Origin of the sequence: Rhizobium mongolense USDA 1844 (genome assembly GCF_000419765.1) — a bacterium.
In the GTDB taxonomy this organism is placed as follows: Bacteria; Pseudomonadota; Alphaproteobacteria; order Rhizobiales; family Rhizobiaceae; genus Rhizobium; species Rhizobium mongolense.
Genome location: NZ_ATTQ01000006.1, coordinates 364,750 through 385,461, shown reverse-complemented (window position 1 = coordinate 385,461; position 20,712 = coordinate 364,750). Strand labels below are relative to the sequence as shown.

Annotated in this window: 18 protein-coding genes; 6 read left to right on the top strand and 12 right to left on the bottom strand. The window is 61.0% G+C overall.

Annotation, left to right across the window (positions count from 1 at the left end; translation table 11 throughout):
- The first annotated feature begins 24 nt into the window (after positions 1 to 24).
- Together gcvH and gcvP are read left to right on the top strand one after the other, a co-directional pair.
- On the top strand, positions 25 to 387 hold the full coding sequence (gcvH, locus tag A3C3_RS0114340; RefSeq protein WP_022715299.1) for a glycine cleavage system protein GcvH: 363 nt from the start codon (positions 25 to 27) through the stop codon (positions 385 to 387).
- Entirely contained in the window at positions 387 to 3,260 is a 2,874-nt protein-coding gene (gene gcvP / locus A3C3_RS0114335; RefSeq protein ID WP_022715298.1) for an aminomethyl-transferring glycine dehydrogenase, read from the top strand. Before gcvH ends, gcvP begins: the two co-directional genes overlap by 1 nt.
- A 166-nt stretch (positions 3,261 to 3,426) precedes the next feature.
- Here the strand turns inward: gcvP and A3C3_RS0114330 are convergent, their stop codons facing one another.
- On the bottom strand, positions 3,427 to 4,227 hold the full coding sequence (locus tag A3C3_RS0114330) for a class I SAM-dependent methyltransferase (protein ID WP_028739653.1): 801 nt from the start codon (positions 4,225 to 4,227) through the stop codon (positions 3,427 to 3,429).
- A 427-nt stretch (positions 4,228 to 4,654) separates the two neighbouring features.
- Between A3C3_RS0114330 and A3C3_RS47010 the strand changes: the two genes are divergently transcribed.
- Entirely contained in the window at positions 4,655 to 4,780 is a 126-nt protein-coding gene (locus A3C3_RS47010; RefSeq protein ID WP_376774889.1) for a hypothetical protein, read from the top strand.
- 235 nt (positions 4,781 to 5,015) lie between these two features.
- Positions 5,016 to 5,291 carry a flagellar basal body protein gene (locus tag A3C3_RS0114320; protein ID WP_022715296.1) on the top strand — a complete coding sequence of 92 codons (276 nt, stop codon included), beginning with the start codon at positions 5,016 to 5,018 and terminating at the stop codon, positions 5,289 to 5,291.
- A gap of 19 nt (positions 5,292 to 5,310) precedes the next feature.
- On the opposite strand, the gene A3C3_RS0114315 is transcribed toward A3C3_RS0114320, so the two are convergent.
- The 8 genes from A3C3_RS0114315 to A3C3_RS0114280 form a co-directional block, all read right to left on the bottom strand.
- Positions 5,311 to 5,946 (bottom strand): LysE family translocator, encoded by a 636-nt coding sequence (locus A3C3_RS0114315; RefSeq protein WP_022715295.1) that lies wholly within the window; start codon positions 5,944 to 5,946, stop codon positions 5,311 to 5,313.
- Positions 5,947 to 6,036: 90 nt separating this feature from the next.
- Entirely contained in the window at positions 6,037 to 6,432 is a 396-nt protein-coding gene (gene sufA / locus A3C3_RS0114310; RefSeq protein WP_028739650.1) for a Fe-S cluster assembly scaffold SufA, read from the bottom strand.
- Between the two features lie 324 nt (positions 6,433 to 6,756).
- Positions 6,757 to 7,137 carry an SUF system Fe-S cluster assembly protein gene (locus tag A3C3_RS0114305; RefSeq protein ID WP_022715293.1) on the bottom strand — a complete coding sequence of 127 codons (381 nt, stop codon included), beginning with the start codon at positions 7,135 to 7,137 and terminating at the stop codon, positions 6,757 to 6,759.
- An 11-nt stretch (positions 7,138 to 7,148) separates the two neighbouring features.
- Positions 7,149 to 8,390, bottom strand: a complete 1,242-nt coding sequence (locus tag A3C3_RS0114300) for a cysteine desulfurase (protein ID WP_022715292.1) — start codon at positions 8,388 to 8,390, stop codon at positions 7,149 to 7,151.
- Between the two features lie 13 nt (positions 8,391 to 8,403).
- Positions 8,404 to 9,678, bottom strand: coding sequence for a Fe-S cluster assembly protein SufD (sufD, locus tag A3C3_RS0114295; protein WP_022715291.1), 1,275 nt, complete (start codon positions 9,676 to 9,678; stop codon positions 8,404 to 8,406).
- A gap of 23 nt (positions 9,679 to 9,701) precedes the next feature.
- Positions 9,702 to 10,457, bottom strand: a complete 756-nt coding sequence (gene sufC, locus A3C3_RS0114290) for a Fe-S cluster assembly ATPase SufC (RefSeq protein ID WP_022715290.1) — start codon at positions 10,455 to 10,457, stop codon at positions 9,702 to 9,704.
- A gap of 72 nt (positions 10,458 to 10,529) precedes the next feature.
- Positions 10,530 to 11,999, bottom strand: coding sequence for a Fe-S cluster assembly protein SufB (gene sufB, locus A3C3_RS0114285; RefSeq protein ID WP_022715289.1), 1,470 nt, complete (start codon positions 11,997 to 11,999; stop codon positions 10,530 to 10,532).
- Positions 12,000 to 12,140: 141 nt separating this feature from the next.
- Positions 12,141 to 13,307: a cysteine desulfurase family protein gene (locus A3C3_RS0114280; RefSeq protein ID WP_022715288.1), complete on the bottom strand. Its 1,167-nt coding sequence runs from the start codon at positions 13,305 to 13,307 to the stop codon at positions 12,141 to 12,143.
- A 201-nt stretch (positions 13,308 to 13,508) separates the two neighbouring features.
- On the opposite strand from A3C3_RS0114280, the gene A3C3_RS0114275 reads away from it, so the two are divergent.
- Positions 13,509 to 14,186: an alpha/beta hydrolase gene (locus tag A3C3_RS0114275; protein WP_022715287.1), complete on the top strand. Its 678-nt coding sequence runs from the start codon at positions 13,509 to 13,511 to the stop codon at positions 14,184 to 14,186.
- A 3-nt stretch (positions 14,187 to 14,189) separates the two neighbouring features.
- Here the strand turns inward: A3C3_RS0114275 and A3C3_RS0114270 are convergent, their stop codons facing one another.
- Positions 14,190 to 14,711, bottom strand: coding sequence for a GNAT family N-acetyltransferase (locus A3C3_RS0114270; protein ID WP_183906846.1), 522 nt, complete (start codon positions 14,709 to 14,711; stop codon positions 14,190 to 14,192).
- Positions 14,711 to 15,829, bottom strand: coding sequence for an anhydro-N-acetylmuramic acid kinase (locus tag A3C3_RS0114265; RefSeq protein WP_028739648.1), 1,119 nt, complete (start codon positions 15,827 to 15,829; stop codon positions 14,711 to 14,713). Before A3C3_RS0114265 ends, A3C3_RS0114270 begins: the two co-directional genes overlap by 1 nt.
- Before the next feature lie 110 nt (positions 15,830 to 15,939).
- On the opposite strand from A3C3_RS0114265, the gene tyrS reads away from it, so the two are divergent.
- Entirely contained in the window at positions 15,940 to 17,196 is a 1,257-nt protein-coding gene (tyrS, locus tag A3C3_RS0114260) for a tyrosine--tRNA ligase (protein ID WP_022715286.1), read from the top strand.
- A gap of 48 nt (positions 17,197 to 17,244) precedes the next feature.
- Here tyrS and A3C3_RS0114255 read toward each other — a convergent pair whose 3' ends face one another.
- Entirely contained in the window at positions 17,245 to 20,643 is a 3,399-nt protein-coding gene (locus tag A3C3_RS0114255) for a YhdP family protein (RefSeq protein ID WP_022715285.1), read from the bottom strand.
- Between the last annotated feature and the right edge of the window lie 69 nt (positions 20,644 to 20,712).

Here is a 20,712-nt window from a genome sequence, read left to right as displayed (position 1 = left end):
GAATTTCCAGAGAGGATCAAAACCATGCTGAAATTTACCGAAGAACATGAATGGCTGAAGCTCGAAGACGGCGTGGCGACGGTCGGCATTACGAATTATGCCGTCGAGCAGCTCGGCGACCTCGTTTTCGTCGAATTGCCGGAAGTGGGCGCGACCTTTTCCAAGAATGACGATGCCGCCACCGTCGAATCCGTGAAGGCTGCCTCGGAAGTCTATTGTCCGCTCGATGGCGAGATCACCGAAGTCAACGAAGCGATCACTGCCGATCCGTCGCTGGTCAATTCCGACCCGCAGGGCGCCGGCTGGTTCTTCAAGCTGAAGCTCAAGAATCCGGGCGATGCCGATGGCCTGCTTGACGAAGCGGCCTATAGGGAGCTCACCGCGTAATGACGACGCCGACAGAATTCCAATTCACCGACTACCAGCCCTACGACTTCGCCAACCGCCGCCATATCGGCCCGTCGCCGGCCGAAATGAGCGACATGCTGAAGGTCGTCGGCTACAACAGCCTCGACAGCCTCGACAGCCTCATCGACGCGACCGTGCCGTCTGCGATCCGCCAGAAGGCGGCGCTTGCCTGGGGCGCGCCGATGACGGAGCGCGAGGCGCTCGACAAGCTGCGCGAGACCGCCAACAAGAACAAGGTCCTCGTTTCCCTGATCGGTCAAGGCTATTACGGCACGATCACGCCGCCGGTCATCCAGCGCACGATCCTCGAAAATCCGGCCTGGTACACGGCCTACACGCCTTACCAGCCGGAGATCAGTCAGGGCCGTCTGGAAGCGCTCTTGAACTACCAGACGATGATCTGCGACCTGACCGGTCTCGACGTCGCCAACGCTTCGCTTCTCGACGAAGCGACCGCTGCTGCCGAAGGCATGGCGATTGCCGAGCGCGTCGCGAAGTCGAAGGCCAAGGCCTTCTTCGTCGATGCCGCCTGCCATCCGCAGACGATCGCGCTCATCCAGACCCGCGCCGAGCCGCTCGGCTGGACCGTCATCGTCGGTGACCCCTTCAAGGATCTCGATCCGGTGGACGTCTTCGGCGCCATCTTCCAGTATCCAGGCACGCACGGCCACGTGCATGATTTCACCGGCTTGATCTCCCGCCTGCACCAGACGGGCGCGATCGCCATCGTCGCGGCCGATATACTCGCGCTGACGCTTCTGAAGTCGCCGGGCGAAATGGGAGCCGATATTGCGATCGGCTCGTCGCAACGCTTCGGCGTTCCGGTCGGCTACGGCGGACCGCATGCCGCCTATATGTCAGTCAAGGATGCGCACAAGCGCTCCATGCCCGGCCGTCTCGTCGGCGTCTCGGTCGACGCCCGCGGCAATCGCGCCTACCGGCTGTCGCTGCAGACCCGCGAACAGCATATCCGCCGCGAAAAGGCCACGTCGAACATCTGCACCGCGCAGGTGCTGCTCGCCGTCATGGCCTCGATGTATGCGGTTTTCCACGGTCCGAAAGGCATCAAGGCAATCGCCCAGCAGGTCCACCAGAAGGCCGTGCTGATGGCTAAGGGCCTGGAGAAGCTAGGTTACAGGATAGAGCCCGAAACCTTCTTCGACACGATCACTGTCGATGTCGGCCACATGCAGGGCCTCATCCTGCGCGCGGCCGTCGCCGAGGGTATCAACCTGCGCAAGGTTGGCACGACCAAGATCGGCATGAGCCTCGATGAGCGCACGCGCCCCGCGACGCTCGAAGCCACCTGGCGCGCCTTCGGCGGCAATTTCGCCGTCGCCGATTTCGAGCCAGGCTACCGCCTGCCGAAGGATCTGCTGCGCACCAGCGAATATCTGACGCATCAGATCTTCCACATGAACCGCGCCGAAAGCGAAATGACCCGCTACATCCGCCGGCTCTCCGACCGCGACCTCGCGCTCGACCGCGCGATGATCCCGCTCGGCTCCTGCACCATGAAGCTCAACGCCACGGCGGAAATGCTGCCGATCACCTGGCCGGAATTTTCGGATATCCACCCTTATGCTCCGGCCGATCAGGCGCTCGGCTACCGCGAAATGATCGACGATCTGACGGAAAAACTCTGCGCCGTGACGGGCTACGACGCCTTCTCCATGCAGCCAAATTCAGGCGCGCAGGGCGAATATGCCGGCCTGCTCACGATCCGCAACTACCATATCGCCAACGGCAACGGCCATCGCGACGTCTGCCTGATCCCGACCTCAGCGCACGGCACCAACCCCGCCTCCGCGCAGATGGCCGGCATGAAGGTCGTCGTCATCAAGGTTCGCGGGAACGGCGACATCGACATGGACGACTTCCGCGCCAAGGCGCAGGAGCATGCGGAAAATCTCTCCTGCTGCATGATAACCTATCCTTCGACGCATGGCGTGTTCGAGGAAACGGTGAAAGAGATCTGCGATCTCGTGCACAAGCATGGCGGCCAGGTCTATCTCGACGGCGCCAACATGAACGCCATGGTCGGCTTGTCGCGTCCCGGTGACATCGGTTCCGACGTCAGTCACCTCAACCTGCACAAGACCTTCTGCATCCCGCATGGCGGCGGCGGTCCCGGCATGGGCCCGATCGGTGTCAAGGCCCATCTGGCGCCTCACCTGCCCGGCCACCCGGAAACGGACGGACGCTCAGGCGCCGTCTCGGCAGCGGCCTTCGGCTCGGCCTCGATCCTGCCGATCTCCTGGAGCTATGTGCTGATGATGGGCGGCGAAGGCCTGACGCAGGCAACCAAGGTTGCGATCCTCAACGCCAACTACATCGCCGCCCGCCTAAAGGGCGCCTACGGGGTGCTCTACAAGTCCGAGAGCGGCCGCGTCGCGCATGAATGCATCATCGACACGCGTCCGCTGGCCGACAGCGCAGGCGTCACGGTCGACGACATAGCCAAGCGCCTGATCGACTGCGGCTTCCATGCCCCGACCATGAGCTGGCCGGTCGCCGGCACGCTGATGATCGAACCGACCGAGTCCGAAACCAAGGCCGAGCTCGACCGCTTCTGCGAGGCAATGCTGGCGATCCGCGAGGAAGCCCGCGCCATCGAGGAAGGCAGCATGGACAAGGTCAATAACCCGCTGAAGAACGCCCCGCACACGGTGGAAGATCTCGTCGGCGAATGGGACCGCCCCTACAGCCGCGAACAAGCCTGCTTCCCGCCCGGCGCCTTCCGCGTCGACAAATACTGGTCCCCGGTCAACCGCGTCGACAATGTGTACGGGGACAGGAATCTCGTTTGTACCTGCCCGCCGGTGGAGAGCTACGCAGAGGCTGCGGAGTAGAAGCGGTCGGGCAAAGGCCCAGCCGATCGACCATGAATCGATTGCAGCGAATGCCCCGAGCCTGAAGCGGGGGCTGGAAGGCTCCTCGTCAGAGGGGCCTTCGCTTCTAGGATCAAGGATCGTGCGTGTAAGAAGCGCGGGGCCGATCAGACCTCTGGCGGCCGGCTCAGGGAACGATTCCGCGGCAGGCCCATGCAACATTTGCGAACGACCTTGGACCATCGGACCGGCCCGCCTCGTATGCGTCGCGTACGGCAGCGTCTATGCGTGCCCGCTCAGCGGCGTCGAGGGTCGCCACAAATTTGCCAAGAGGCCCTTCGCCTGCCGCAATAGGTGCCCAGTAATCGTTAAAGTTTTGGTACTCCATGCGGATCACCAGCTGCGTTTCGGTAACGTCCAGCAGACCCTGCTCGACAAAAGTCCGCCTCATTTCGCCAGGTTGCATCATCGGCTGAAAGCAATATCGATTGCGCAGCTGCCGCCCGGTCTCGCTGAGTGCCGCCACCGTATCGACCATCATTCGCATGCCGGGCATGCCGCCCACATGATCCCAGACAGCTGCGGCGACTACCCCGCCCGGACGCGCGACGCGGCGCATCTCCCCAACGGCCCGGCCGGCCTCGGGCACGAAATGAAGAACGAGCAACGCGAGCGCGCGGTCGAAGCCCCCGTCATCGAAGGGCAAGGAGCAAGCGTCCGCCTGCCCGATCTTGATGCGCGGGTCGGTGTTGCGCCGAATTGCCTCTTCGACGAAGACTGGCGAATAGTCGACGGCAGCGATCTCGCTGAGATCAGCGGCCTTGGCAAGGGCAAATGTCAGGCTGCCCGTACCGCAACCGACATCAAGGACCTTCTCACCATTGGCAAGACCCGCAAACTCTATGAATGCCGGCGCGAGCTTTTGGCTCCAGCGTCCCATGAGTTGCTCGTAGCCGGCCGCGTTGTGAACGTTAAAGCTTGAGGACATCGAAAGCTCCATCAGCCAGAGGCATGGCAATTATAACTGAGCACTTGGCAGGGCGCCAAACGGTCATCAGCAATGGCCATATTGCGCCGAAAGGAGCTTAGGGCAAAGGCCGTCGCCTAGGCCTTTCCCTTCCCTAACCTCTGCGCCCTGGCTAAATCCTCCGGCGTCGCCGGCGAAGGCTGAATATTCGAGGCGAGTTCCCGACCTTGTCGTCACCGGCGTGCTTGGCACCCCGGCCGTAGTTGCGGACGTGATAGTTGCGCCATGTCGCCTCGAACGTTGCCGCGGAACGGCAGAGTTCATCGACCAGCGCCGCAATACTTCCGATGGCCCACCCTCCACCGTCTGGTGCTCAAAAAGGGACAGGCGGGCGGACTCAGTCACGGCGGCGCCGGACAAGGCGTCGCCTTCAAAGGACATCGCCGCCGTGATCGGCCGACGCCTGAATCTGCCCGTTGTCTCCAAGGTTCGCGAAGAGGCAAAGGAGCGCTTCGGCTGGTTCGCGCATTTCGCGAGGATAGACAACCGCGCCTCAAGCGGCTGCGACCTGTGAGCGGCTCGGATGGACTCCGGTCCTTCGCGTCTGCTCGAAGATTTGGACGAGCACCATTTCAACGCTTGACCATTCGCTATGCCTCGGCCGGCCAATCGAATCCCCAGGCATGACAATGTGCCATTTCCGGACGGCCTGGCGACGGCCCAATGCTCGGCATTAACGAACTGCGTTCAGCTTTCCCTAAAACCTCTGCTGTACAGCGGCTTCTATAGAGACATGAGGGGAACGGCTGATGAATGCATCGAGCGTCATGAACACCGCTCTTTCCGGCATGCGCACGCAGACCAACAAGGTCAGCGCGATCGCCAGCAACGTTGCGAATATCAGCACGCCGGGTTATGGCCGAATCGATCCCGATACACTGACTGCCGATGACGGCCAAAGTGTCGATCCTGCCATGGAACTGACAGGCCTGATCCAGGCCGAACAAAGCTTCAAGGCAAATGCTGTCGTCTTCGAGACCGGCGCTGACATATGGGACCTTCTGATGAGCATCAAGCGCGACTGACGGCCCCGCCCGTAACTCTCTACGAAAGCAGCAGCCGCGCGGCAAAGCCGAGAACGACGGTGCCGAACGTAATGATCAGCCCCCCCGAAATGCGGCGGATCAGCAGCGTGAGATCGCTTGAAATCCTGTCGCGGGCGAGGTTCACCGCCGCGCTCAGCGCCGTCCACCATACCATGGCCCCGAAAAACACGCCGATGGCGATCGATGCCACCTCGGTGACGGTTTTGCCATCGACCAAACCAAGGCCAGCAAAGAGACCCCCGAAGGACAGAAGCGCGCCTGGGTTCGAAATCGCCAGCAGAAAGGTCGAGGCGATCGTGCGCAAGAGATCGCGCGCACCGACCTGCAAGGCACCGGCTGGCGGCGTCATGAGATCTCGGATGCCGAGAAAGATCAGAAGCGCACCGCCGGCCGCCGCAATCGGCAGCGAATAGTCATCGACGATATCCGAAACCATCGCGAGACCGGCGGCCGCGACCAGCGCGTAACATGCATCGCCAAGCGCTGCCCCAATGCCGATGGCTGCACCCGATCCGAAACCACGATGAAGGCTGCGGTTGATGCAGAGCGTCGCGATCGGCCCCGGCGGCGCTGTAATGATGAGGCCGAGGAGCGCGCCTTTGGCAAAGAGCAGAAGCAGCGTTTCGATGATCATAAGGTAGAAACTGTTTCGCTGCCTGAAAGGGACAAATCAAAATAACAAAGCCGCCATCTCTGGCGGCTTTCGGTTGCGGTCTTGAAGAATTCAGTGCGCGGCTGGTACCACGGCGTCGCCGCGCGCGGCAAGCGCAGCGAGATCGGCAGGCTTGAGCTCGACGGATTCGCCGCAGCCGCAGGCCGATGTCTGGTTCGGGTTCGTGAAGGTGAAGCCCGAGCGCAGTGTCGTGGTCTCGAAGTCCATTTCCGTGCCAAGCAGATAGAGGACCGCAGAGGGCTCCACCCAGACCTTGGCGCCGTCGCGCTCGATCAGGTCGTCCTTGACATTGGGTTCGGTCACCAGTTCGATGGTATATTCCATCCCGGCGCAACCGCCTTTCTTGATGCCGACGCGGATGCCCTTGGCGTCAGGCCCGGAATTTTCAACGATTGCCTTCACGCGCGCCGCGGCGGTGCCTGTCATGCTCATCACTGCAAAGCCCATCGGCTCATTCTCCTTCCGCACCGGGGTCAAGATCCGGCGCTTCATCTTTTCAATTTAGGCAGTTATGCCTAATTCTTCAATCCCTTAATCAAAGGCGAAATTCGTCCTACGTCTTTTCATTGACATATGTCCTCTCATCGCCCGGAGTTTGGGCGTTGTGGCAAGAGCCACAAACATGAGCCAGTCTGCGCGTGAGCTTGGATAAGCCGCTCCGCGCTTTACAAGGAAGGCAATTCGGAAATTGCGACCATCCTCAAGCGAACGAATGCTCTCTGACTCGGCCTTGCTCCCATCATGCCCAATGAAAGGTCGGCCGCCCGACCCTCAATACCAGCCGACGGCCACCTGCGCCTCTTCCGACATGCGGTCCGGCGTCCACGGCGGATCGAAGGTCATTGCGACCTCGACGCCGGACACGCCTTCGACGGCGCCAACGGCGTTCTCGACCCAGCCCGGCATTTCGCCGGCAACCGGGCAGCCTGGAGCCGTCAGCGTCATGACGATCTTCACCATGCGGTCGTCTTCGATGTCGATCTTGTAGATCAGTCCGAGTTCAAAGATGTCGGCGGGGATTTCCGGATCGTAGACGGTTTTCAGCGCCCCGATGATGTCGTCGCTGAGGCGCGCCAGTTCATCGGCAGGAATGCTCGAATGCACGATGCCCTCGCGCACGTCGGTCTTCTGTTCGCTTTCGTCCAGGCTCATACGGACACTCCTCAAGCAAAGAACTTGCGCGCATATTCCAGCGCGTCGGCCAAGGCATCGACCTCGGCACGTGTATTGTACATGCCGAAGGATGCACGGCATGTGGCGGTGACGCCGAAGCGTTTCAAGAGTGGCATGGCGCAATGCGTGCCGGCACGCACCGCAACGCCCTGCCGGTCGATGACCGTCGAAACGTCGTGAGCGTGAAGACCGGCGAGTTCGAAGGCAAAGATGCTGCCTTTGCCGGGTGCCGTTCCGAAGACACGCAGCGAATTGATCGACCGCAGCCGCTGGGCAGCATAGGCCGTCAGGTCGGCTTCATGACGCGAAATCGCCTCGCGGCCGACCGTCTCCATATAGTCCAGCGCATAACCGAGGCCGATCGCCTGCACGATCGGCGGCGTCCCGGCCTCGAAGCGGTGCGGCGGGTCGTTGTAGGTGACCGCATCCTCGGTCACCTCGAAGATCATCTCGCCGCCACCCTGGAATGGACGCATCTCGCGAAGCCGGTCCTTCTTGCCGTAGAGAACGCCGATGCCCGAGGGACCGTAGAGTTTGTGGCCGGTCATGACGTACCAGTCGCAGTCGATATCCTGGACATCGACCGGCAGGTGCACGGCACCCTGCGAACCGTCGATCAAGACCGGAATGCCGCGCTCATGAGCAATACGGCAGACTTCCTTGACCGGAACGATCGTGCCAAGCGCATTCGACATGTGCGTGATCGCGACGAGCTTGGTACGCTCCGTCAGGCTCTTCTCGAAGTCCTCGATATGAAAGGCACCTTCGTCGTCCACCGGCACCCAGACCAGCTTGGCGCCCTGCCGTTCACGGATGAAATGCCAAGGGACGATGTTGGAGTGGTGCTCCATGATCGAGACGACGATCTCGTCGCCCTCGCCGATCTTCGGCATTCCCCAGCCATGCGCGACCGTATTGATCGCCTCCGTCGAGGATTTCGTGAAGACAATGTCGTCGACCGACGGCGCATTCAGGAAACGGCGCACCTTTTCGCGCGCGCCTTCATAGGCTTCGGTTGCGGCATTGGAGAGGTAATGCAGGCCACGGTGCACATTCGCATATTCGGTCGAATAGGTCCGCGAGATGGCGTCGATGACGGCATGCGGCTTCTGTGCGGACGCGCCGTTGTCGAGATAGACCAGTGGCTTACCATAGACCTCCCGCGCAAGGATCGGAAAATCCCTGCGGATGGCTTCGACGTCGTAGGTGGCTGCCGGTACTATCTTGTCCATGGCGCTTATCCGATCAGACGTGCTTTTCGAGCCAGACCGAGATGACGCCTTCCAGCGCCTCGACCAGGGCTTCGTCTTCCAGTTCTTCGATGATCTCCGCAACGAAGGCATTGACGAGCATCGCGCGCGCCTTGTTCTCCGGAACGCCGCGCGCCATCATGTAGAAGAGATGATTGTCATCGATGTCGGTAACGGTCGCACCGTGGCCGCACTGGACGTCGTCGGCGAAGATCTCAAGCTCGGGCTTTGTCGAGAAGTCGGCATCGTCCGACATCAGCAGCGTGTTGCAGGACATCTTCGCATCGGTCTTCTGCGCGTCGGGCGCAACCCGGATCATGCCCTGGAAGACCCCCTTGGCGCGGTCGAAGACGACGTTGCGGATGATCTCCGTCGAACCGGTGTGCGGAACATTGTGACCAAGCACCATCGTCACGTCGGTATGCGTATCGCCGCCGAGCAGGTTGATGCCCCGGAGCGTCAAGTCCGCACCCTCGCCCGTCACCTTGATATGCAGTTCCTGGCGCACCAGCTTGCCGCCAGCGTTGATGACAAAGAGCTTCAGTTTGGCATTGGCGCCGAGATCGATACGGATCTGGCCGAGATGCGTATCCTCCCGGCCCTGCTGCTGCAGGATGATCCAGATAAGTTCCGTGCCCTCTCCGATCGTGATGTCACTGACATGAGACACGAATGCCGCATCTCCGGTCACCGACAGGTGACGCTCGATCACGGTCGCCTTGACGTTTTCGCCGAAGGACACCGGCAGGCGTGTATGGATCTGGCCGCCGGCGTGAACGACGTCGATCTCCAGCGGCTTATCGAACTCGGTCTTTGCAGGGATATCGACGACATAGCCGTCGCGCACGAAGCTGCCATTGATGCGGCCGACGGCGTCATCCGCGCCGAGCGCGCCGAGCGCGGCGGCAGCCGAACCATCGATCAGGCGCTGCGCATAGCTGGAAATTTCGAGGTCGCCCGCTCTTGCGCTAGGGTCCGCATGGCCCTGCACGATCGAAAGAACCGAAGAACCTTCGATCAACGGCTCGATCTCTTTCGACGCGGCGTCTCCAGCAGTGGCCGGCACCTCGCGCAGCAGGTTCTTGAGGTCGGTATAGTGCCAGGCCTCGATCCGCCGTGTCGGCAGGCCGCCCTTCTTCAGGTCGTCGAGCAGCCGGTCGCGGGTCGCCGTCACGGCGCCGTCGCCTGGCAGTTCGCCGAATTGATTGTTGAACGCCTCAACGAGCGCCGCTTCCGCGGCAGTCAGGCGGCTCGTCGTCTGCATGTTCATGAGACCCGTCCTTTCCGCCTGAATCAGGCTGCCGCTCCGATGATGTCGGCGTATCCGTTGGCTTCGAGCTCATACGCCAGCGTCTTGTCGCCGGACTTGATCACCTGGCCCTTGTAGAGGACGTGAACGGTGTCTGGAACGATGTAATCGAGCAGGCGCTGGTAATGGGTGATGACGACCACCGCGCGGTCCGGCGAGCGCAGTGCGTTGACGCCATCGGCAACGATCTTCAGCGCGTCGATGTCGAGGCCGGAATCGGTCTCGTCGAGCACGCAAAGCTGCGGCTGAAGCAGCGCCATCTGCAGGATCTCGGCGCGCTTCTTCTCGCCGCCGGAGAAGCCGACGTTCAGCGGACGCTTCAACATCTCGGTATTGATCTGCAGCTTGCCGGCCGCGTCCTTGACGAGGCGCATGAAATCCGGCGTCTTCAGTTCTTCTTCGCCGCGCGCCTTGCGCTGCTCGTTCATAGCGACCTTCAAAAACTGCATGGTGGCGACACCCGGGATTTCAACCGGATACTGGAAGGCGAGGAAAATGCCCTTGGCGGCGCGCTCGGCAGCGTCCAGCTCGAGGATGCTCTCGCCGTTATAAAGAATGTCGCCTTCGGTCACTTCGTAGTCTTCGCGACCCGCGAGAATATAGGAGAGCGTCGACTTGCCAGAGCCGTTCGGGCCCATGATGGCAGCGACTTCGCCGGCTTTCACCGTAAGGTCCAGGCCGCGGATGATTTCGGTGCCGTCTTCGGCGATGCGGGCGTGCAGGTTTCTGATTTCAAGCATGGTTATGTCCCATAATAAGCAATCGTAGAAAGGCGCGCCGCGCGCGCCATCGCGTAGTCATATCGGTTGGCGTCAGCCCACGCTGCCTTCGAGCGAGATGCTGATCAGCTTCTGCGCCTCGACGGCGAACTCCATCGGCAGTTCCTGCAGGACTTCCTTGACGAAGCCGTTGACGATCAGCGCGATCGCCGCTTCTTCCGGAATGCCGCGCTGCAGGCAATAGAAGAGCTGATCTTCGGAGATCTTCGAGGTCGTCGCCTCGTGCTCGAAATGGGCCGTCGAATTCTTCGCCTCGATGTAGGGCACCGTATGCGCGCCGCACTTGCCGCCGATCAGCAACGAGTCGCACTGCGTGAAGTTGCGCGCGTTCGAGGCCTTGCGGTGCGCCGACACCTGACCGCGATAGGTGTTCTGCGACACGCCGGCGGCAATACCCTTGGAAATGATGCGGCTCGAGGTGTTTTTGCCGAGATGGATCATCTTGGTGCCGCTGTCGACCTGCTGATGGCCGTTGGACACGGCGATCGAATAGAACTCGCCGCGGCTATCGTCGCCGCGCAGGATGCAGGACGGGTACTTCCAGGTGATGGCGGAGCCGGTCTCGACCTGCGTCCATGAGATCTTCGATCGGTCGCCGCGGCAATCGCCGCGCTTGGTGACGAAGTTGTAGATGCCGCCCTTGCCCTGGGCATCGCCCGGATACCAATTCTGGACGGTGGAATACTTGATTTCGGCATCGTCCATCGCGATCAGTTCGACGACGGCGGCGTGCAGCTGGTTTTCGTCACGCTGTGGCGCCGTGCAGCCTTCGAGGTAGGACACATAGGCGCCTTCCTCGGCGATGATCAGCGTGCGCTCGAACTGGCCGGTATTCTTCTCGTTGATGCGGAAATAGGTGGAGAGCTCCATCGGGCAGCGGACGCCCTTCGGCACGAAGACGAAGGAGCCATCCGTGAAGACCGCGGAGTTCAGCGTCGCGTAGTAATTGTCGGTCGGCGGAACGACGGAGCCGAGATACTTCTGCACGAGATCGGGATGTTCCCGGATCGCTTCGGAGATCGACATGAAGATCACGCCGGCCTTCTTCAGCTCTTCCTTGAAGGTCGTCACGACCGAAACGGAATCGAAGACGGCATCGACGGCGATCTTCGGCTTCTCAACGCCGGCAAGGATTTCCTGCTCGCGCAGCGGGATACCCAGCTTCTCGTAGACCTTCAGAAGCTCCGGATCGACTTCAGCCAGCGACGACGGGCCGGATGTGCTCTTCGGCGCAGCGTAGTAGTGGATTTCATTGAAGTCGATCTTCGGATAGTCGACGCGCGCCCAGGTGGGCTCGTCCATCGTCAGCCAGCGCTTGTAGGCCTCAAGGCGCCATTCGAGCATCCATTCAGGCTCCCGCTTCTTGGCGGAGATGAAGCGAATGATCTCTTCGGACAGGCCCTTGGGTGCCTTGTCCATCTCGATGATGGTTTCGAAACCGTATTTGTACTGGTCCACATCGATCTGGCGGACGCGTTCAACCGTTTCTTGTACGGCGGGCATGTCGTTCTCCAATCTCGCCGGGTAAAGGTCCGGCAGCTTGTCTTGGGGCAATTTTCCTTACCCCGTATGTAGGGGGCCAAAAGGCGCTTTTCAGCCCGATTGGCAAGCGGAAATTTGCGTTTCCGCAATTTAGTGAGGCCGTCAGGCCGCCTCTCCGGCCGGCCTGCACCGCCCGGCTATCTTCGCAAAGGCGGCGACCGCCCTGTCGATTTCCTCTTCCGTCGTCGCAAAACCGAGCGATATGCGCAGCGCGCCCATTTTCGGGTCGCGGCCCATGGCCACAAGAACATGGCTTTCGCCGACCTTGCCGGACGAGCATGCGGAGCCTGCCGAAAGCGCGACGCCTTCGAGATCGAAGGCGATCTGGCCAGTCTCGGCCTTGAGGCCCGGAAGCGTGAAGAAGCTCGTATTCGATACCCGCGGCCCGTCCGCGCCATAAATCAGTAAACCGGGCGCTGCGCGCCGCATTCCGGCCTCGAGACGGTCGCGAAGCCTTTCAAATCTGCTATTGCGCTCGTCGAACTCGGCAAGTGCCGCAGCTGCGGAGGCGCCGAAGCCAATGATGGCGGTGGAATTTTCAGTCCCCGAACGGTGACCTTTTTCCTGGCCACCACCGCGGATCAGCGGCCTCGGCATAAGAGCCTCACCGCGCGAAACAAGCGCGCCGGCTCCTTTCGGCCCGCCGAGCTTGTGTGAAGACACGATCAGAAAATCAGCACCGAGCTCGCTGATGTCGAGCTTCAGGCGTCCTGCTGCCTGCACCGCATCCACTATCAGGAGTCCGCCATAGGTCTGTACGATCTTGGCGGCTTCGCGCACCGGCTGGACGATACCCGTCTCGTTGTTGACGAGCATAATCGCCACCATGGGCAAGCCCGAGGCCCTGTCGTGCGCCGCAAGCAATCTGTCCAGCGCTGCCAGATCCACGACACCTGTCGACGTAACCGGAATCTCGGTCGTCTTCTCAGCAGGAAAGCGCCCGCCTTCACGCACGGCCGGATGCTCGATCGCCGAATAGTAGAGATGGTCGATCGCAAGCGGCGTGCGCCCCATGCGGAAATCCGGCGTCAGCACCATACTGGCCGCTTCCGTCGCGCCGCTGGTAAAAATCACATGTGCCGGTTCGGCCGCGGTCAGCGCCGCAATCTGGCGGCGCGCACCCTCGATCGCAGCGCGTACGGCGCGGCCTTCGCCGTGAACAGAGTTCGGATTTCCAAAGAGAGCGAGCGCGCTCAGAACCGCCTCGCGCGCTGCGGGATGCAGCGGCGATGTCGCGTTCCAATCAAGATAAAGGCGGGGCGGCGCCATGCTCTTTTTTCCTGCGCTTGATCCTGCTAGGCTGCCACGGTTCATTTTCCTTGAAATTTCCGCCGGGCTTGCCTTATGACACGTCCACGATGCGTGGATCGCATGCAAGTTTCGAATTGTTCTAAACTGCGTTTTAGAAAAGCTGACAACGTTCGTCAAGTCTAAGCAGCAGGAACGCGAAAATAAAAACCCGGAGTACCGATGCCCGAAGTCATTTTCAACGGCCCAGCCGGCCGTCTTGAAGGCCGCTACCAGCCCTCCAAGGAAAAAAGCGCGCCGATCGCCCTTATCCTGCACCCGCACCCGCAGTTCGGCGGCACGATGAACAACCAGATCGTCTACCAGCTCTTCTACATGTTCCAGAAGCGCGGGTTTACGACATTGCGCTTCAACTTCCGCGGAATCGGCCGCAGCCAGGGCGAATTCGACCACGGCGCGGGCGAGCTTTCGGATGCCGCTTCCGCGCTCGATTGGGTGCAGAGCCTGCATCCCGATTCGAAGACCTGTTGGGTCGCTGGCTATTCCTTCGGCGCCTGGATCGGCATGCAACTGCTGATGCGCCGCCCGGAAATCGAAGGCTTCATGTCGATTGCGCCGCAACCGAACACCTACGACTTCTCGTTCCTGGCGCCCTGCCCGTCTTCCGGCCTGATCATCAACGGCGAAGCCGACAAGGTTGCGCCAGAAAAGGATGTCAACGGTCTGGTCGAAAAGCTGAAGACCCAGAAGGGCATCCTCATCACTCACCGTACGGTGCCGAATGCCAATCACTTCTTCAACGGCCAGGTCGAAACACTGATGGCGGAATGCGAAGACTATCTCGACCGCCGCCTGAACGGCGAACTGGTGCCGGAACCGGCAGCGAAGCGCATTCGCTGACAATCAAATGTCGGTGGCGCCGAGCTCGAATGTCGGCGCCACAAAGCCGTCGATCAGCCGCGGCGCGACCGGCCGCATTCCGATCTTCTTCAGTACATGCTGCGAGGCGAAGTTTTCCGGATGCGTGAAAGCTATGAAACGCGTAGCGAAGCCCTTTTCGAAGAACCACATCGCAAGCGCACTGGCCACTTCCGTCGCATAGCCCTTTCCCCATTCTTCCTCGCGAAGCGCATAACCGAGTTCGAATTCGTTCTCGTCGCGGTCATGCATCGAAATCCCAGCGCGGCCGACGAAGCGGCCGTCGTCTCTGCTCAGGAGCTTGTACTTTGTCGTGCCGTCCTGTGCATTCTCTTTGAACCAGCTGGCAAGCCGCTCCTCGCACTTGTCGATGCCCCAAGGCGCGCCGCCGGACATATAACGCGTTGTGCCGATCGTCGAATGCAGCGCGAGTACGAGCCCCGCATCGCTTGCGTCCCACATCACCAGCCGCAGCCGCGACGTTTCGAGAATAAGCGTTCCCACCATCATGGCCTCGCAAGAATGCCGCCGCTGACTGGTTCCTTGACGCCGGTCGTGCCCGGAAAAGTCAGCGGCAGTCCCTCCAGCGACCGGACTGCTAGGTAGGCCCAGGCTTCAGCTTCCATGGCGTCGCCGTTGAAGCCCGCAACCTCGGCGGAGATCACGTCGGCATTCTGGCGGGCAGCGAGATCAGCAAGATCGCGCATGATCGTGCGGTTCAGCCGTCCGCCGCCGCAGACGATGTAGAGCGTCGGCGTCACCGGCAGGTGACCGGCCGATTTGATGATCGAGGCGGCAGCCACATAGGCGAGCGTCCTCGCACCGTCCGCGAGCTCGGCGTCCGCTCCGCTCGGCGGTAGAAAGTCATTGCGATCGAGCGAACGGCGTTTCCCGGCAGTAAAGAACGGGCTTTCCAGATACAGGTCGGCCAGTTCGGGGACGATCTTGCCTTCCGAAGCAATCATGCCGCCCTGGTCGAACGGAATTCCGGCGTATGTCTCGACCCATTGGTCGATCAAGGTATTTCCCGGCCCGCTGTCATAGGCGACGATCGAGCCGTCGGCGCCGATATAGGTGAGGTTCGAGATGCCGCCGATATTGACGAAGCAGACCGGCAGCTTGGCGTCTCGAATAGTCCCCGAAAGCGCCGCATGATAAGCCGGCACGAGCGGCGCACCCTGCCCGCCATGCACCATGTCGTTCGCCCGCATGTCGTAGACGATCGGGATGCCGGTCTCGCTCGCAAGCAACGGCCCGTCGCCAAGCTGGACGGTCAGCGCATCGTCCGGCCGGTGCAGCACGGTCTGGCCGTGGAATCCGACGACATCGATCGAGCTTCGATCCAGACCGCAACGATCGAGAAACTCCGTAACAGCAGATGCATGACGCAGCGTAAGCTCTCGCTCGATTGTTGCAAGTTCGCCGGGGCGTTGCTTGCGCCTGAGTATGGATTTTGCACCTTCAAGCGAAAGCTTCAGCCTGTCGCGAAAAGCCGGATCGTAAGGCACACCCAGAAACGGCCCGCGTTCCACTCTGGCTTCACCGTCCGTACGAACCAGGGCGACATCGATCCCGTCCATCGACGTTCCGCTCATCAGGCCGATTGCGGTTCTTATTTTACCCATCCATCCTCCAAAACATTCCGAACGGAATAGTGCACTTTCGGCAAAACAGTGCTAAACGCGCCGCGGCAGTTCAACAAGTATCAATCCGACACCCCCGAAGAGACGAAGTCATGTCCGAGTTCAAATCCGATTTCCTGCGCATCCTGAAAGAGCGCGGCTTCATTCATCAGATCTCCGATGAAGCAGGCCTCGACGATCTGTTCGCCAAGGAAACCGTGACTGCCTATATCGGCTTCGATCCCACGGCGCCGAGCCTGCATGCAGGCTCGCTCATCCAGATCATGATGCTGCACTGGCTGCAGAAAACCGGCCACCGCGCGATTTCATTGATGGGCGGCGGCACCGGCATGGTAGGCGATCCGTCCTTCAAGGAGGAAGCACGCCAGTTGATGACCGTCGAAACGATCGAAAGCAACATCGCCTCGATCAAGCGTGTCTTCTCGAATTACCTGACCTACGGTGAGGGTCCGAAGGACGCCTTGATGATCAACAACGCCGAGTGGCTGCGTTCGATCAACTACCTCGATTTCCTGCGCGATGTCGGTCGCCACTTCTCGGTCAATCGCATGCTGGCCTTTGACAGCGTGAAGACGCGTCTCGATCGCGAACAGTCGCTCTCGTTCCTCGAATTCAACTACATGATCCTGCAGGCCTACGACTTCGTCGAACTGGCAAAGCGCTACGGCTGCCGGCTGCAGATGGGCGGTTCCGACCAGTGGGGCAACATCATCAACGGCATCGACCTCGGTCACCGCATGGGGACTACACAGCTCTATGCCCTGACCTCACCGCTTCTGACGACATCTTCCGGCGCCAAGATGGGCAAGTCGGCGACCGGTGCCGTCTGGCTGAACGCCGATATGTTCTCGGTCTATGACTTCTGGCAATACTGGCGCAACACCGAAGATGCGGACATCCCGCGCTTCCTCAAGCTTTACACCACCTTGCCCATGGACGAGATCGCACGCTTGTCTGCGCTCGGTGGCTCGGAAATCAACCAGGTAAAGAAGATACTCGCAACCGAAGTAACGGCGATCCTGCATGGCCGCACCGTTGCCGAAGAGGCCGCGGAAACGGCTCGCAAAACCTTCGAAGAAGGCGGGATCGCCGAGAACCTTCCCTCCGTCGATGTTCCCGCATCCGAACTCGACGCCGGTATCGGCCTGCTTTCCCTGATGGTCCGCGCCGGCCTTGCGGCCTCCAACGGCGAAGCCCGCCGTCACGTTCAGGGCGGAGCCGTGCGCATCAACGACCAAGCGGTCAGCGACGAGCGTAGGCTGATCGGCAGCGGTGAAATCACCGCCGATGGCGTCATTAAGCTGTCGCTCGGCAAGAAGAAGCACATCCTGATCCGCCGCGCGGCCTGAGCCATACGGTATCGAAATCCAAAAAAGCCGGCCTTCGCGCCGGCTTTTTTATTGGAACTCGAAGATGTTGCGGAAAACGCCCGGCGCAATGATCGACAGCGGATTGATCTGCATGGACGGATGGTCGAACTTGCCGGTTAGCTTGAACGTGATGCCGATCAAACCGCGATCCGAGCCGTTCCCGAGAATGATGCCAATGACCGGCAGCTCGGCGAACAGCCGGTTCAAGCCATAGGCCGGCATGAAGGTGCCGGTCATATCCATATTGCCGCGCTGATCGCGGATCACGCCCTGGAACGTGGCCCCGATCTGATCGCCGCGCACCACGCCGTTTTCGATACCGACCACGCCGCCGCGGGACACGACGCGCGCGAAGCCGCGCTGGAAGCGCTGCGCGGAGGTGTCGATATTGCGTTTGACGGCGGAATTGAGGCTGCGCTGGTTCTCGCCGACCGGCGTTGAAACGATCGAGTGCAGGCGCTGTTCGTTGACGATGGCGAAGCGGCGTATATCGACCGAGCCATCCCAATTGCCGCCGTTGCCGAGCCTGATCGACATGTTGAGCAGCCCTCCCTGCATATGCTGATAGAGATCGGCGAAGCGCGAGACGGCACCGGCATCGCCGCTCGTGATGTTCAAGGCACGGCCTTCCCTTGTCTGACTGACGACCGCCTCGCCGCTGCCGGTGATGCCGGAAAAGTTCAGCGCCTGCAGCCGGCCGCCGCTCGATACGTATCTGGCCTCGAAATTGCCGATCTTTTCATCGTTGAAGCCAACGACGCTGTTGAGATTCGCTCGGACCGAGACGCTGGCACTGCCACCACCATCCCCGTCGCTGTCGCCCTGTCCGTTCTTCAATCGTGCAAGGATCGGACGCGCATCGGCAGTGTTCCCCGATACCGACACGTCGAAATTGCCCCTGTTGCGCCGGATCGATATCGCAAAGTCATCAAGGGACGAAAGCCTCACGCTGTCGAAATCGGCAGAATCGAGGTCTCCCTTGCTGAGGGCAAACGAGCCGCTGGCGCCAAAGCCGTCGCCCTTCAGACGGAAATTCCTGATCTGCGTTTTCTCGGGTGGTCCCGATACTTCGAATTCCGCCGTTGCGCCGATCCCGCTTCCCTTCGCCCAACCGATCCAGGGAAGCTGCAACGACGCCTTGTCGAGATCGATCTGAACATTCTGGCGTTCCTCATCGATTTTCGTCAGCTGCATCGTCAGGCTACCGTCGATGATCCCGGATAGGCCAGGAAGCACCTTTGCGCGCTGAGCGTTGTTCAGCGTCGCCGTGATGATGCGCTGCGGCTTGACGCCGGACGATTTGTCGGTCGGCTCGATAAGCTCGATCTCAGCGGGCACGCCGTCGATCTGCCCCTCGGCATCGAGCGCCACTTGCTGCGGATCGGCGTCGAGCGCGCCGTTCAGATTGGTAATCATCCGGCCCGACACCGGCTTGCCGACATCGACGCCGCTGAGCTGCATGGCCGCCTTCCATTCGGGCGGCGGAGGATCCTGCGATCTCAGGAGGCCGAGCCGCGCCTCGACGTCGGCGGTGATCTTGCCCTTCAGGTCTCCAGGCTCGAGGCCGGCGCGCTGCAGGACCTGGACCGGCTTGTAGGTCAGGAGTTCGCCCACCGCATCGGCATCGCCGGAGATCGCGAGCTTCATTTCCGCCATCAGTGGCTTCTGGTAAGTTGAGGGCAGTACGAACTGACCCTCTCCGAGGCTGACCGAACGGCCCGACGCGAAATATGACGTGCCGCTCTTGATCGAAATCGTCGCCTTCTGGCCGGTCAGATCGAAATGGGCGGATGTATCGCGGATCGGCGGAATATCGCCCGCCACGTTCATGCGCGCATTCGCGATATCGAAATTGATACGGATTTGCTCGTCGCCGAGTCTCAGCCCCTTGCCGACGGCGTCGTCCAATTTCCCGGACGGAATGAATACGGAGATCGAAGCATTCGTGACCGTGCCACCGAAGAGATTTCCCAGAACCCATTCGCGCGCCCTGGGTGCCATCCAAAAGGGCCAGAGCTGCTTGATCGCAGCCGTCTGAAGCTGCTGTGATTGTCCGACGAAGCTGATTTCCGGCGATTTGTCGCCGAATTTGACATGAAGCGATCCGAACAACTGCCCCAGAGGACTGGAAACTGTCATGCCCGCGAACTGCAGTTCCCGCGAGGCGACAAGGTAGCGGCCCGTCGTCTGGATATCGAACGGGAGCGGCTGTTCGCCCGACCCCACCGGCGCAGCCGTGCCGCCGCTGATCAGGAGATCGATGCCAAAACCCTTGCCGACGGCCGGATCGAGCTTGTCGAGGTCGATGATTGCGCCGTTGAACGGGACGGCGGTGTTGCCGAACTGCGCTTGCGATCTTGCGATCTCAAGCGTCTGCTTCGTGAAGTCATAGCCGAGATTGATGCGGCCACCGGAAAGCTGCTGCTCGTCTCCGTCGACATAAATTGACCCGGGCGCAAGATCCGCCCTGGCGGCCAGGGACGGCACAACATCGCCCGCACCGCGCACGGCGGAAACGGCAACGTCCGCAAAACTGTGCACGCCCTGCCGAATTTCCCCGAGCCCGTTCCTCTTCAAAGTAAATGGCGTCAGATCGGCATGGGTGAGCTTTGCCATGAACCGCGACGCTTTCCCGGCGCGCTTTTCAGCAAGCACGTCCAGCAGCGCCACTTCGCCGTTGATCGCCACCTCGCCCGTCAAATGCAACGAAGATGGGCCTGCATGCGCAAAGACCAGATTGTTGACCACGATCGAAAGCGGACCATTCGCGGTATCGGCGAGCTTGATGTCGATGCCGGAGAGACGCACGGTATCCGTACCCCCGCGCTCAACAAAATCGTCCAGGATATCGAGATGAGAAAATGCGGCTTCCATCGCGTGCGGAATTGCGTCGATGCGAAGCTTGCTTAAGTCCAGAGGGCCGCCGGACGGCAGAAGGGCCGTGTCGAGCGCAATATCGTCGGCTTCGATCGCCGTCACGGCCACGCGGCCGCGAAAAAGCGCAAACGGATCGAGCGCCATGCGCATCGCGCCGGTCGTCGACAGATGCTGCCCGCTTTCCTGATCGACCATATTGACGTTACGGGCTTCAAGCGCGAGCTGTGCACCGGATGTGAAACGGATGACAGTCGACCCCACCTCTGCCCGGTAGCGGGAACCTATCGCCGAATTCAATGCGGTCTGCGCCTGGCGCGACAGCGTCGCGTCGAACATTCCGCTTTCGATAATGAAGATGATCGCCGCCAGGACAAAGAGTACGGCGGCAAAGCTGCCAGCCGTCACATTGGCCGCACGCCGCATGCGTGAACGCCGCGGCGGCGGGCAATGCACGATGATGGGGTCCTCGGCCTGTGCGGAGGGAAGCTCATGCAGCGCGACGATGTCTTTTTTGCGAAACGTAACCTTTTCGCCGCGGATCACCGACATGCGCTTTGGATAACCCCGAGTTAGAATGTGGCCGCCCGGTCTAGCTGGACGGTCTGAGCTTCAATATAT